Here is a 12,517-nt window from a genome sequence, read left to right as displayed (position 1 = left end):
GCCGAGGTGAGTGTCTGAACCCAGCCGACGCGGCGCAACGGTCAGTCATCATCCAGGAAGATCGCCTGCACCGGGCAGGCACGGGCGGCCTCCTCGACGGCGGGCCACGACGCGTCGCCAGGCGTGGCGTCGTACACCAGCTCGTCATCATCGTCGAGGGAGAACACCTCCGGAGCAGCGAAGACGCATTGGGCGTGGGTCTGGCACAGGGTCAGGTCGACACGGACGCGCATGGTCGCCTTTCGTCAGGTGGGGTTGAACCGGGAGTACTTGCCGAACGACCACCGCTGCGGGAGGTAGCCGGTGATGTGCACGACACGCTCCACGTCGAAGTCGATCAGGCGTTGCGCGCCCGGCACGGCGGCGGCCCTGGCCGGGTCCCAGTCGGCGCGGGCGCGGCCGGTCAGGTGCAGGGTGTGGCCGTTCTCCCAGTCGAGGAACAGCAGCCCGCAGCGCGGTTCGAGCTCGAGGTTGCCCAACGTCATGTACATCGAGTTGCCGACGTAGTCGGGCCAGGTCAGTCGGCGGTCGCCGGTCACGGTGACGAAGCCGGGGTTGCCGCCCCGGTGCGAGGCGTCGGCGCCCAGCCCGGCCACGTAGGTGGCGACGAAGAACGTGTCGGCCGTGGCGATCCACCGCTGGTGGCCGGCGGTGAGAGCGTCCGTGACCTGTGCCGTCCTGCTCTCCGCAGGGGAGTCGCCGGCGTCGGCGCGGGTCTGGATGTACTTCGGGCAGTTCGCGTAGACCTGTTCGGTGCGGATGGTGAGCCGGCCGCCGTCGCCGCGGGCGCGGCCGTTGACGCGCATGCGTCTTCGGGTGGCCGGTTCGATCGCGAGCATGCCGACCGGTCGCTCGGTGTCGAAGAGACCGGAGAGCGGGTCGCCGGCGGCGGGCAGCCGGTCGGCGACGATGGTGCGGTCGTCGGGGACGGTGACGAATTCCGGCGGGCCGGTGAGCGCACCCGCCCAGGCGGCGCCCGTGTCGTCCGCGGCTGCGAGGACGATCAGGCGTTGCCTGGTGAGGAAGTCGGCGGCCACCTGCGGGATGGTCGCGCCGACCCCGGCCGACCCCCAGCCGTCGACGGTCAGGCCTGCGCGGCGCTGTACTGCTTGTTCACCTCGGTGGAACATGAGCGATGCCTCTCCGTCGCGGCCCGGCTGTTTAGAAGAAGCCGCACGTCGGGGCGCCCTGGACGGGCGCCGGTGCGACGTCGGCGCCGGTCGGCGCGTAGATCTCCAGCCGGATGCCGTCCGGGTCGCTGAAGAACACGCCGCCGGAGGACGCGCCCTCGCCGTGCGGGACGACCCCGTCGTAGGCGAACCGCACGCCGAGATCCTTCAGGACGGCCTCGTAGCGGCGGACCTCCTCGACGGCGGGCACCTGGAACGACAGGTGGTGCAGCCCGGGGCGGTCCGTGGCGAAGTCGCCGCCGCTCTGCTGCCACAGCGCCACCACCAGGGTGCCGTCGCGGCCGAGCAGGGCGAAGCCGCGGTCGCCGTCGGGCTGCTCGGCCAGGGTCTCGAAGCCGAAGACCTGGTTGTAGAAGGCGGTCGAACGGGCCAGGTCGGTGACGTTCAGGGCGACGTGCCCGGTCTGCAACGCGGTCATTGGTACACTCCAAGATTTTCTAACGGCTAGATGCCGTTGGGAACGTTAGAAATATGGCAGAGGGTTCCTAACGGTGTCAACATGGCGGTAGCGTTAGAAAAGTGGAAGTGGCTCTTCTGATGAACGGCGGCGCCCCGCTCCTCGGCGAACCGCCGCCGATCGAACTCGGCAACACCTCGTACGCGGCGCGCGGCCGTCCCAAGGAGGGGCTGCAGAACGCCGAGCACCTGGCCGCGTGGCTGCGCGACATGCGCCCGCGCCTGGCGGTCCCGCTCACCGACGCCGACCTGCGAGAGGTGACGGACGGCGACCTGCGCGCCGCCAGGGAGCTGAGGGACGTCATCCGAGCCCTCGCCGCGTCGGCCGTGGACGGTCGCGACCCCGACGCGGCCACGGTCGCGGCGCTCAACCGGCACGCGGGCCAGGCCCCGCGGTGGCGCGAGCTGCGCACCGATCCCGAGCCGCACGTGACGGTCCGCACGACGGGGCGGCCGGTCGAGGCCGCGATCGCCGCGCTGGCCGAGGAGGCCGTCGAGCTGTTCGCCGGGCCGCTCCGCCGTGAGCTGCGCGCCTGTCCCGGGCCCGGCTGCGTGCTGTACTTCGTCCGCGACACCTCGCGGCGCGAGTGGTGCTCGGCCGGGTGCGGGAACCGGGCGCGGGCCGCCCGCCACTACGCCAAAGTGCGGCAGGCGGACCAGGGCTGACCGTCCAGATGTCGGTTACGGTAGGGGGGTAGGGTACAGAGGGCTCGGTGGAGGTGGCATGTCTCGCCCGGTGGGTGTCGTCCGAGCACAGGCGCATGATGGCGTCGGCGAGTTCTTCCGGGCTGTCGTGCGGTGCCAGGCCGCGGGGCTGGACGTGGTTGACGGCGAGGACGACGGCGGCGCCGGCATGGCCACGGCCACATCGGTGAAGTCGCCGGTCTCGTCCGGCCGGCTGGTGGGCAGGGACGACGAGATCGGGCTGCTCGCGTCGTTGCTCGGGCAAGCCGCAGGAAGCCGCGGCGGCGGGATGATCCTGCAAGGTGAGCCCGGCATCGGCAAGACCGCGCTGCTGTCCCACGCCGAGGAGCAGGCCACCGGCTTCCTGGTGTTGCGTGCCGCCGGCGCCGAGCCGGAGTCCGATCTGGCCTACGCGACGCTGCACCAACTCCTGTTCCCCGTGCTGAGCCGGATCGGCGAGCTGCCGGAGCCGCAGGCGCAGGCGCTGGACGTGCTGTTCGGACGGGCGCACGGGGCACCGCCCGATCCGTTCCTCGTCGCTTTGTCCACCCTGTCGGCGCTGTCCCTGCTGGCCGGTGATCAGCCGGTGTTGTGCCTTGTCGACGACGCTCACTGGGTGGATCAGCCGACGCTGAAGACTCTCGCGTTCGTCGCCCGCCGCCTGAGTGACGAGCCTGTCGCGGTGGTGCTCGCCGCGCGGGCCGACGAGGGTCATGGGGCCGACCTGCCCGGTCTGCGTCGCGTCCCGCTCCTGGGGCTGGACCGGCGGTCGGCCACCGCGCTGCTGGACGGGCTGCCGTTGTCCGGCGCCGAGCAGAGCCGGTTGCTGGCGGTCACTGGGGGCAACCCGCTGGCCCTGATCGAGCTCGCCGGGACTCCTGTACCCCCGGAGGGCACGCCCGAGCCGCCCGCCATGACCGACGAGCTGCAACGGTCGTTCCTGGCCAAGGTCCGGGCCCGGCACGCCGGATCGTTGCCGCTGCTCCAACTCCTCGCCGCCGACAGCTCAGGCGGGTTGGGTGGGTTGGAACGGGCCGCCGCGGTGCTGGGGGTGGACACCGGGGCGCTGCACCGTGCCGAGCTGGACGAGCTGCTGTCCTACGACGGGATGCGGCTGGCGTTCCGGCACCCGTTGATCCGGTCCGCGATCTACCACAGCGCCACCGCCGAACGGCGCGCCGCGATCCACCGCGCCCTCGCCACGGCCCTCGACGGCACGGCCGACCAGCACCGGCGTGCCTGGCACCTCGGGCAGGCGGCGGTCGGCCCCGACGAGCGGACCGCCGAGCAGCTCGAACGCTCCGCCGAGCAGGCCGCCTCACGCGGCGGCCCGGCCGCCGCCATGGCCGCGCTGTCGAGAGCGGCCGAGCTCACCGCGGACCCCCGGCGCAGGGGACGGCGGTTGTGGACCGCCGCGCACGCCGCCCTGGAGGGCGGGTTCACCGCGAAGGCCGCGCAACTGCTCGACCGGGCCGACCGCGAACCCCACCTGGACGAGGCCGACCGGATCCCGCTGGCGGTGATGCGCGCCGTGGTGGCCGAGTTCGCCGGCTCTCCCGAGGACGCGCTGGGCCTCGTCCAGCCGTGGATCCCGCACGTCCTGCGGCTCGACCGGCGTCGTTTCGCCCCGACCGTCGCGATGTACGGGGATCTCGGGGCGCGTACCCGGCGGCCGGAGGTCTGGCACGACCTCGCGGGCCGGCTGGAGGGGATCCCGCTGGAGCCGGACGATCCGCAGGACGCGGTGCTGGTGCTGCTACGTCACACCGCTCACGTTCGTACCGGACGGGATCGGGCAGCCGCGCGGTGGGACGGGGCCGCCGCGCTGGAGTCGCTCACCGACCCGATCCTGATGACCATGGCGGGTGCCGTGGTGCGCGGGCTGGGTGACGTCGAGCTTGCCCGGCGGCTGTATCGCGAGGCCGGGAGGCTGGCGCGGGCCGGTGGGGCGCTCGGGGCGCTGGCGTGGAACCTGGAGTATCAGGCCGCCGACGAGCTGGCGCGGGGCAGGCTCGGGCTCGCCGAGGCGTACGCGGAGGAGGGGTACCAGTTCGCCGTCGAGGTCGGTCAGCCGAGCACGGCCTGCCGCAACCGCGGGCTGCTCGCTCTGTGTGCGGCGGTCCGGGGGCGTCCTGACGCTGCCGAGCTGGCCGCCGACGTGCTGGCCGAGGCCGGCGAGCGGCGGTTGACCGACGCGATGACGTACGCCTGGCGGGCGCTCGGCCTGATCGAGCTGGCCGCCGGAAGGTACGGCGAGGCGGTGCGGAATTTCGAGGCGGTTGGTGGCGAGGTCGTGCGGGACTTGGGGGCGGCTGGCGGCGGCGACTGCGAGGCGGTCGGTGGTGGGGACAGTGACCTGGTCATGGGCGTCGTGCCCGACCTCGTCGAGGCGCTGGTGCGCGCCGGTGAGCGCGACCGGGCCGCCGCTGCCGCCGCCCGCTACGAGCGGTGGAGCCGCCGCACGGCCGCACCCGAGCCCGCCGCCCTGGCCGCCCGCTGCCGGGCGTTGCTCTCCACCGGCGGCACCGCCGACGCGCACTTCGCGGAAAGCCTGAGACGAGCCTCCCCACTGGAGCACGCCAGGACACAACTGCTGCTCGGCGAGCGACTGCGCAGGGACCGGCGACGTACCGAAGCCCAGCGGCACCTGCGCGGCGCGGCGGAGACGTTCCGCAGGCTCGGCGCGCTCGCCTGGGAGGACCGGGTGCTGGGCGAGCTGCGCGCAGCCGGGGAGTCGGCCCGGGCGCACGACACGGGAGCCCTGAGCACGCTCACCCCGCAGGAGCTGCGCGTCACCCTGGCCGTCGGCGAGGGGCTGACGAACAGGGAGATCGCCGCGCAGCTCTTCCTCAGCCCCCGCACCGTGGACTACCACCTGCGCAAGGTCTTCCAGAAGACCGGCATCACCTCGCGCGCCGAGCTGATGCGGCTGGTCCTCGCCGAGCGTCCGCCCTGACCCAGGAACAGGCACCCGGAGACCGGCGACTTCACTGATTCGGCGGCAGGGCGGGCGTTCCTAACGTTGGCGCGGTCACTCCCGACCATCCGAAGGAATTGCCGCATGTCCTCCGCGGACCTCGACCGGCGCGCCGGTCTCAGACAATGGGCAGGGCTGGTGGTGCTGGTCCTGCCCGCCCTGCTGCTGTTCATGATGCTCACCATCCTGTTCCTGGCCATCCCGCAACTGGCCGCGGACCTGAAGCCGAGCAGCACCCAGACGTTGTGGATCATTGACATCTACGGCTTCCTGATGGCCGGCCTGCTGGTCACCATGGGCACGCTCGGCGACAGGATCGGCCACCGGCGGCTGCTGATCGCGGGCGCGGCGCTCTTCGCCGTCGTGTCGCTGATCGCCGCCAGCACCTCCGACCCCGCCCTGATGATCGTGTGGCGGGCGCTGCTGGGCGTCGCCGCGGCCACGCAGATGCCCGCCACCCTGGGCCTGATCTTCGCCACGTTCACCGACCCGAGGCAGCGCGGCATCGCGGTCGGCGTCTGGTCGGGCGGCATCTCCGTCGGCACCGGTCTCGGCCCGGTGATCGGCGGGGCGCTGCTGGAGGCGTTCTCCTGGCGGGCGGCCTTCCTGGTCGCGGTGCCCGTCATGGCGATCGTCGCGATCGGCGCGCCGCTGCTGCTGCCCAACCCGCGCAACCCGGCCGCCGGTCGCGTGGACCTGTTCAGCGTGCTGCTGTCGCTGGCGACGCTGCTGCCGATCGTCTACGGCGTCAAGGAGCTGGCGAGACCGGACTCGCTGCTGCCCGCGCTGGCCGGCATCGTGATCGGGCTGGCGTTCGGCGCCTGGTTCCTCGTCCGTCAGCTCCGCCTGCCCGAGCCGCTGCTGGACGTGCGGCTGTTCGCCAACCGCACGGTCAGCGGCGCGCTGGGCGTCTTCCTGCTCGCCGCGACCGCGCTCGGCGGCGTCTACCTGCTCTTCACCCAGTACCTGCAGCTCGTCGAGGGGCTTTCGCCGCTGCGGGCGGGGCTGTGGGTGCTGCCCGGCGCGGCCCTGCTGGTCGTGGTCTCCACGCTCTCACCCGTCCTGGTACGCCGCGTCCGCCCCGGCCACCTGATCGCGGCCGGGCTGGCCGTGCAGGTGATCGGCTACCTGCTGCTCACCCAGGTGGACGTCGCGGGCGGGCTGCCGCTGCTGGTCGCAGGCTTCATGGTGCTCTATCCCGCCGTCGCGCCGTCCATGGCGCTGACCACGAACCTCGTCGTCGGCTCGGTGTCGCCGCAGAAGGCGGGGGCGGCGTCCGGGCTGGCCACCACCTGCAGCGACCTGGGCATCTCGCTCGGCATCGCCGTCCTCGGCAGCATCGGCGCCGTCGTCTACCGGGCGCAGGCGAGCACCACGCTGCCCGCCGGGCTGCCGCCCGAGGTGGCCGCGGCAAGCCGCGACAGCCTCGACGGGGCGGTGTCGGCCGCGCGGGCGCTCCCGGCCGACCTCGCCGAGGCGGTGCTCGCCCCCGCCAGGGACGCGTTCGCGGGCGGGCTGAACGTGGCGGCCGTCGTCGCGGCGGTCGTCGCGGCCGGCGCCGCCGTCCTGGCGCTCGTCCAGCTCCGTCACCTCCCGCCCACCGGCTGACAGAAGGAGATCCCCCATGGTGTCGATCCGTCGTGCGACGGCCGCCGACGCGGCGACCGTGCACGCGTTGATGTGCGAGCTGGCCGGGCATCAGGGCCAGCCGTCCGCGGTCGCCGTGAGCGCCGGCCGCATGCGCGAACTGCTCGCCCGCCCCGAGATCGGCTACCTGCTCGCGGAGCGGGACGGGCGGGCGATCGGGTACGTGTCCTGGCTCGTGCGGGTCAGCATGTGGTCGGGCGAGGACTACCTCGCGCTGGACGACCTCTTCGTCTCGGACGGGGAACGCGGCCGGAAGGTCGGCGAGCGGTTGATGCACGCGGTGGCCGAGGCCGCGGACGGCAGGGTGATCCGGTGGGAGGTGGCCGCGGCCAACGTGGCGGCGCAACGGTTCTACCAGCGGATCGGCGCCGCCCTGGTCTCGAAGGTGATCTGCCGGTGGCAGGTGGGGTGACGTCATCGGGCTGGGATGCGCTGCAGGATCTTTCCCTTCGCGTCGAGGAAGTCGAGTCTCCGCACGTCGGCCCCCCGGGGATACTCCACCGACCACAGCCCGAGCCCCGCCGCGACACCTCGCGTGAGGTTCCCGGGAAGCTTCCTGCCCTTCTCGGTGACAGCCGTCACCTCGTGAACGGCGCTCTTGGCCCATCCGAACCAGACGTCGACGCCGCGCAGCTTGCCCTGCGTCCGGGCGTACTCGCCGGAGGTGAGCGGCCGGAAGCCGGAGCAGGAGCTGCCGTTCGGCCCGCTCTCGCACAGGAACAGCTCGTTCTTGCCGGGCGCGTCGGCCACCCACATGACGAGCGGCGGCACGGAGGCGATCCGGCCCTTGGGGGGATGGTCCCTCTTCGCCGCCTCGAACCCCTTGTAGGTGGGTTGTGGCGTGGCCGTGGCGGGCACGGCGACCTGTTCCTGCTGTTCCGGCTGTTCCGGCGACGGCCGGACCGTCCAGGCCGCGATGACCGCCGCGACCGTCACCGCCGCCGTGACACCGGCGACGGCCGCACGACGGCGTCGGCGCACGGCGCGTCCCGCGGCGATGGCGCGGCCGACGTCCACCGCGGCGGGCGGCTGCTCCTCGCGCGTCAGCGTGTCGAACACCTGCTTGACGTCCATCAGCATTCCTCCGCACGTGCTAGACGGGGTTCCGGCTCGCCGAGCACCGCACGCAGGGTGGCGAGGCCGCGGGCGGTCTGGCTCTTGACGGTTCCGGTGGAGCAGCCCAGCGCGTGGGCGGTCTGCTCCACGCTCAGGTCGCAGTGGAAGCGCAGGACGAGCGTGGCGCGCTGACGCGGGGGGACGGCGGCGAGGGCCCGGCGGAGGTCCATGGCCGTGTCCCGGTCGCCTTGCTCGATCGGCTCGGGGGAGGTGGCGGGCGTCAGCCGTACCCGCGAGAACCAGCCCTTGCGCTGTTCGGCGAGGAAGACCCTGACCAGCACCACCCGTACGTAGGCGTCGAGGTCGTCGGCCGCCCGCGCCTGGCGCCACTTGACGTAGAGCCGGGTGATCGCCGTCTGCACCAGGTCGTCGGCGCGGTGCCAGTCCTGGCACAACGAGTAGGCGATCTTCCGCAGCCAGGACAGCCGGCCCCGCACGTAGGCGGTGTACTCCTCGTCACGGTCCATGGGACTCCCCGATTGATGACTTCACATGACAGGAGATGCCGCCGGCCCGGTCGGAGGTTGCATCGGGCTAGGCGCGGGTGAACCAGGTGACCTGGGCCCCGTTGTCGAAGGACTCGCGCCGGGCGGGGGTGAACAGCGTCGGCCGGAACTCCCCGGAGAACATCGGGATGCCCGCGCCCGCCACCACCGGGTAGCTCTTGAGGATGATCTCGTCGATCTCCGGGAGCAGGGAGGCTGCGAGCTTGCCGCCGCCGCAGAGGTAGATGTCCAGGCCCGTGTCCTCGGCCTTCAGCCGCCGGACGAGCTCGATCGGATCGCCGGTCTCCAGCCGCACCGTGGGGTCGACGGTCGTCAGGGTGCTGGAGACGACGTACTGGCGCAGATGGGAGTACGGGCTGGTGATGGATTCGCCCGCCGCCTCGTAGGTGCCACGGCCCATCACCAGGGTGTCGAAGACCTTGTTGGGTACGCCCTCAAGGCCGGCGAGCTTCTGAATATGGGTGGGGACGGTCTCGGGGTAGCGCTCGTTGATCCAGCCGATCATCTGGTCCGACAGGGGGTAGAAGTCGACCTCGTCGTTGAGGCCGGCGATGTAGCCGTCGAGGGAGACGCCGATGTAGTAGACGAGCTTTCGCATGCGATTAACTCCGGATGTAGTACTCTGTTTGAAGTGGTCACAACGTAGTACTACAAACGGAGTGGTGTCAAGGTGCGGAAAAATCCCGAGCGGCGGCAGGCCCTGATCGACGCGGCCATCGAGGTGCTGGCCAAGGAGGGGGCGCGGGGGCTGACCTTCCGGGCCGTGGACGCGGAGGCCGCCGTGCCTCCCGGCACGGCCTCCAACTACTTCGCCAACCGCGACGACCTGTTCACCCAGGTCGGCGGGCGGATCTACGAGCGGCTGCTGCCCGACGAGGCCACGATCGCCCGCAACAGGCAGGGTGCGCAGGATCAGGCCCGGTACGCCGAGCTCATGCACGAGCTGGTGGATCGGGTCGCGTCCTTCAACTCCGGCTACCTGGCGCTGATGGAGCTCCGGCTGGAGGCGACCCGGCGGCCCGAGTTGCGGGCCGTGCTGACCAAGCGCATCCGTGAGGACATCGACGCCAACATCGGCTACCACGCCGCGTCGGGGCTGCCCGGAGACGCGACCTCGGTGGTGCTGCTCTATCTCGCCCTGAACTGGCTCATCGTGGAGCGGCTCACCTTGCCGGACATCTTCACCGAGCAGGAGGTGCACGAACTGGTGGAGGCCGCCGTGCAGAGGTCGCTGAACGCCTGATCGTGCACACCGGGTGTATATACTCGGAGTATAGTCACTCGGCATGAGTCAGTTGATCGATCTTCAGAGTCAGGCCGCGCCTCGTGGGCTGCGCGGATCCCGGGGGAGAGGGCGGCTGGCCGCCGTCGCCGGGCTGGTCGCCGTGATGACGGTCACCGGCCTCGGCCCGGCGGCCTCCGCCTCCGTTGGCGCCTCAGGCGCGGGGACGCGTGCCGCCGCCAAGCCGTACCTGCCCGCCCCCACCGGCTCCCGGCCGGTCGGCACCACGTCCCTCCACCTCAAGGACACCTCGCGCCCCGACCCGTGGGTCCCCAGCGTCAAGGCGCGCGAGCTCATGGTCTCGCTGTGGTACCCGGCCAAGGCGCCGGGCCGCCACCGGGCGCAGTACATGACGCCCAAGGAGTCCGAGCTGCTGCTCAAGGACGGGGAGATCACCACCGTCCCGGCCGACACGCTGAGCAAGGTGCGCACCAACGCCTTCACCGACGCCCGCCCCGCAGGCAGCGCGCGCAGCCTGCCCCTCATCGTGCTCTCCCCGGGGCACAGCAAGCCCAGGTCGGAGCTGACGGCCCTGGCCGAGGAGCTGGCGAGCCGCGGGTACGTGGTGGCCGCCATCGACCACACCTACGAGAACGTCGCCCAGACCTTCCCCGACGGGCGAGTCACCACCTGCGTCACGTGCGAGATCAAGAAGGACCTCGGCATGTGGCGGAAACTGGAGAAGGGCCGCGCCGCCGACGTCTCCTTCGTACTCGACGAGCTGACCGGCAAGCACCCGAAGTGGAAGGGGTCGCGGCTGATCGACACCTCCAGGATCGCCATGTCCGGCCAGTCCGCCGGCGGCGCCGCCACGCTGGCCGCCATGGCCACCGACTCCCGGCTGCGCGCCGGCATCGACGTGGACGGCACCGTGGAGGCCGAGCTGCCCAAGGAAGGGCTGTCCCGGCCGTTCCTGCTGCTGGGCAAGCCCGCCACGTACACGCCGGGCCGGCCCGGCACCGGCGCCAACTGGGAGGGCGTCTGGGCGGGGCTGCACGGCTGGAAGCGGTGGCTGCTCGTGACGGGGGCCGCGCACACGTCCTTCACCGACCTCGGGGTGCTGGTGGATCAGCTCGGCATCGAGGACGGCGCCGACATCCCGGGCGCGCGTGCCATGGCCATCACCCGCCGGTACGTCGTCGCCTTCTTCGACCAGCACCTGCGTGGGAAGCCGCAACCCCTGCTGAAGAAGCCGTCGGCGAGCTACCCGGAGGTCAAGTTCTGCGCCCCGGAGAAGAAGACCTGCGCCTAGCACCGCGACCCTCATGGTGAGGGATGGCGTTCGGCCTCCTGGAGCCGTGACCACTTCGTCATCGACTCCTTGATCTCCTCGCGCATGAACGCGAAGAACCGCCGGGTCTCGTCCAGTCGCCGCCCGGCGGGGGAGTCGAGGCCCAGCAGGGCGGTGCCCTCGCCGGAGCCGGCCTCGATCCGGACGAGCGTCGGGTCGGACTGGCTGATGAACTCGCTCCAGGTGTGCTCGTGGATGCGGCAGAAGTCGTGCCGGGTGCCCGGTTCGCGGCCGCGTTCGACGAGCCGTACCTGCACCAGGTACTTGACCGCGCCCGAGATCGCCGGCGCGCCGGCGCCCAGTTGGCCGGCGAGCTCGGCGGCCGACAGGCGGCCGGAGTCGGTGACCAGCAGCGCGGCGTAGACGCGCGCGGCCATCCGGGGCATGCCGGACTCGACCATGATCTGTGCGAACCGTTCACGGAAACCGGCGATGGCGCCCTCGTCCGCTCGCGTCACCGGCGGCTCCCCTCCTCGTCGTGGGCCTCACAGTTTAAGCTATTCAGACACTTCACAAATTTCGTGAAATAAGAGTAGCGTCGGTGCCGTGAAGCAGACCGAACTCGTCGGGGTGCAGAAGACGCTCAGCCCCGTCCTCAAGGCCAAGGCCCTGGACAACCGGCTGCCGGACCCGATTCTCGGCGACGAGCACGCCGAGCGGGTGATGCGCCTCCTCGACCCCGGCTACGACCAGCGCCGATTCGGCACCAGCCAGCTCGGCCTGGCGGCCGTGGTGCGCACCAAGGCCCACGACGACTGGGCCCGGAGCTTCCTGGCCGGCCACCCCGACGCCGTGGTCCTGCATCTGGGCTGCGGCCTCGACGCCCGCGTGTACCGGATCGACCCGCCCGCCACCGTCGACTGGTACGACCTGGACTACCCCGCCGTCATCGAGCTGCGGCGGCGCCTGCTGCCGGAGCGCGAGCACTACACGCTGATCGGCTCCAGCGTCACCGACCTGACCTGGCTGGAGCGGATCCCGCGCGGCCGCCCGGTGCTGATGATCGCCGAGGGGCTGGTGCCGTACCTGACGGAGACGGACGCGCGGCGCCTGCTCACCAGCGTCGTGGACGCCTTCCCCACCGGCCAGATCCAGATCGACACGGTGCCGGTCTGGGCGTGGCGCACCTCGAAGTGGGATCCCACGCTGCGCAAGTACGGCACCCGGTTCAACTGCGGCTTCAACGATCCGGCCGCGCTGGCCGGATGGCATCCGCGGCTCGAGTACGTGGACGAGACGCCCATGTACGACTCGCCGGTTCTGATGGCCAAGGCCCCGGCGAACGTCCGCCGCATGCACCGCCTCATGCTGCTGCTGCCGGGCATGAGACGCTCCACCCGCATCGTGCGCTTCCGGTTCTGAGCGGCC

Annotated in this window: 14 protein-coding genes; 7 read left to right on the top strand and 7 right to left on the bottom strand. The window is 71.8% G+C overall.

Going from position 1 to position 12,517, the window contains the following annotated elements; translation table 11 throughout:
• Positions 1–41 precede the first annotated feature (41 nt).
• From ABD331_RS10940 to ABD331_RS10930, 3 genes are read right to left on the bottom strand one after another with little or no spacing between them, the layout of a single operon-like run.
• Complete coding sequence (locus tag ABD331_RS10940) at positions 42–233, bottom strand: ferredoxin (RefSeq protein ID WP_344473270.1); 192 nt, start codon at positions 231–233, stop codon at positions 42–44.
• Positions 234–245: 12 nt separating this feature from the next.
• Entirely contained in the window at positions 246–1,130 is an 885-nt protein-coding gene (locus ABD331_RS10935; RefSeq protein WP_344473268.1) for a pyridoxamine 5'-phosphate oxidase family protein, read from the bottom strand.
• A 31-nt stretch (positions 1,131–1,161) separates the two neighbouring features.
• Positions 1,162–1,608, bottom strand: a complete 447-nt coding sequence (locus ABD331_RS10930; protein ID WP_344473266.1) for a VOC family protein — start codon at positions 1,606–1,608, stop codon at positions 1,162–1,164.
• A gap of 101 nt (positions 1,609–1,709) precedes the next feature.
• Between ABD331_RS10930 and ABD331_RS10925 the strand changes: the two genes are divergently transcribed.
• The 4 genes from ABD331_RS10925 to ABD331_RS10910 all read left to right on the top strand — a co-directional run bounded on the left by ABD331_RS10925 (position 1,710) and on the right by ABD331_RS10910 (position 7,366).
• The gene (locus ABD331_RS10925) at positions 1,710–2,312 is read left to right on the top strand and encodes a CGNR zinc finger domain-containing protein (RefSeq protein ID WP_344473263.1); all 603 of its coding nucleotides are present in this window, start codon (positions 1,710–1,712) and stop codon (positions 2,310–2,312) included.
• Between the two features lie 58 nt (positions 2,313–2,370).
• Positions 2,371–5,286 carry an AAA family ATPase gene (locus ABD331_RS10920; RefSeq protein ID WP_344473261.1) on the top strand — a complete coding sequence of 972 codons (2,916 nt, stop codon included), beginning with the start codon at positions 2,371–2,373 and terminating at the stop codon, positions 5,284–5,286.
• A gap of 105 nt (positions 5,287–5,391) precedes the next feature.
• Positions 5,392–6,915: an MFS transporter gene (locus ABD331_RS10915; RefSeq protein ID WP_344473259.1), complete on the top strand. Its 1,524-nt coding sequence runs from the start codon at positions 5,392–5,394 to the stop codon at positions 6,913–6,915.
• A gap of 16 nt (positions 6,916–6,931) precedes the next feature.
• On the top strand, positions 6,932–7,366 hold the full coding sequence (locus tag ABD331_RS10910; RefSeq protein ID WP_344473257.1) for a GNAT family N-acetyltransferase: 435 nt from the start codon (positions 6,932–6,934) through the stop codon (positions 7,364–7,366).
• A gap of 2 nt (positions 7,367–7,368) precedes the next feature.
• On the opposite strand, the gene ABD331_RS10905 is transcribed toward ABD331_RS10910, so the two are convergent.
• The 3 genes from ABD331_RS10905 to ABD331_RS10895 form a co-directional block, all read right to left on the bottom strand.
• The gene (locus ABD331_RS10905) at positions 7,369–8,028 is read right to left on the bottom strand and encodes a hypothetical protein (protein ID WP_344473255.1); all 660 of its coding nucleotides are present in this window, start codon (positions 8,026–8,028) and stop codon (positions 7,369–7,371) included.
• Positions 8,028–8,537, bottom strand: a complete 510-nt coding sequence (locus ABD331_RS10900; protein ID WP_344473253.1) for a SigE family RNA polymerase sigma factor — start codon at positions 8,535–8,537, stop codon at positions 8,028–8,030. The genes ABD331_RS10905 and ABD331_RS10900 overlap by 1 nt, the downstream gene beginning before the upstream one ends.
• Positions 8,538–8,604: 67 nt before the next feature.
• Complete coding sequence (locus ABD331_RS10895; protein WP_344473251.1) at positions 8,605–9,174, bottom strand: dihydrofolate reductase family protein; 570 nt, start codon at positions 9,172–9,174, stop codon at positions 8,605–8,607.
• 72 nt (positions 9,175–9,246) lie between these two features.
• Between ABD331_RS10895 and ABD331_RS10890 the strand changes: the two genes are divergently transcribed.
• Together ABD331_RS10890 and ABD331_RS10885 are read left to right on the top strand one after the other, a co-directional pair.
• Entirely contained in the window at positions 9,247–9,819 is a 573-nt protein-coding gene (locus ABD331_RS10890) for a TetR/AcrR family transcriptional regulator (RefSeq protein ID WP_344473249.1), read from the top strand.
• Positions 9,820–9,862: 43 nt separating this feature from the next.
• Positions 9,863–11,110, top strand: coding sequence for an alpha/beta hydrolase family protein (locus ABD331_RS10885; protein ID WP_344473247.1), 1,248 nt, complete (start codon positions 9,863–9,865; stop codon positions 11,108–11,110).
• 11 nt (positions 11,111–11,121) lie between these two features.
• On the opposite strand, the gene ABD331_RS10880 is transcribed toward ABD331_RS10885, so the two are convergent.
• On the bottom strand, positions 11,122–11,607 hold the full coding sequence (locus ABD331_RS10880) for a GbsR/MarR family transcriptional regulator (protein WP_344473245.1): 486 nt from the start codon (positions 11,605–11,607) through the stop codon (positions 11,122–11,124).
• An 88-nt stretch (positions 11,608–11,695) separates the two neighbouring features.
• Here ABD331_RS10880 and ABD331_RS10875 point away from each other — a divergent pair, with 88 nt between their 5' ends.
• Complete coding sequence (locus ABD331_RS10875) at positions 11,696–12,511, top strand: class I SAM-dependent methyltransferase (protein ID WP_344473243.1); 816 nt, start codon at positions 11,696–11,698, stop codon at positions 12,509–12,511.
• The last annotated feature ends 6 nt before the right edge of the window (positions 12,512–12,517 follow it).

The organism is Nonomuraea monospora (assembly GCF_039531895.1).
Taxonomy (GTDB): Bacteria; Actinomycetota; Actinomycetes; order Streptosporangiales; family Streptosporangiaceae; genus Nonomuraea; species Nonomuraea monospora.
The sequence above is the reverse complement of the archived record's forward strand: the minus strand, read 5'-3'. Positions and strand labels throughout refer to the sequence as shown.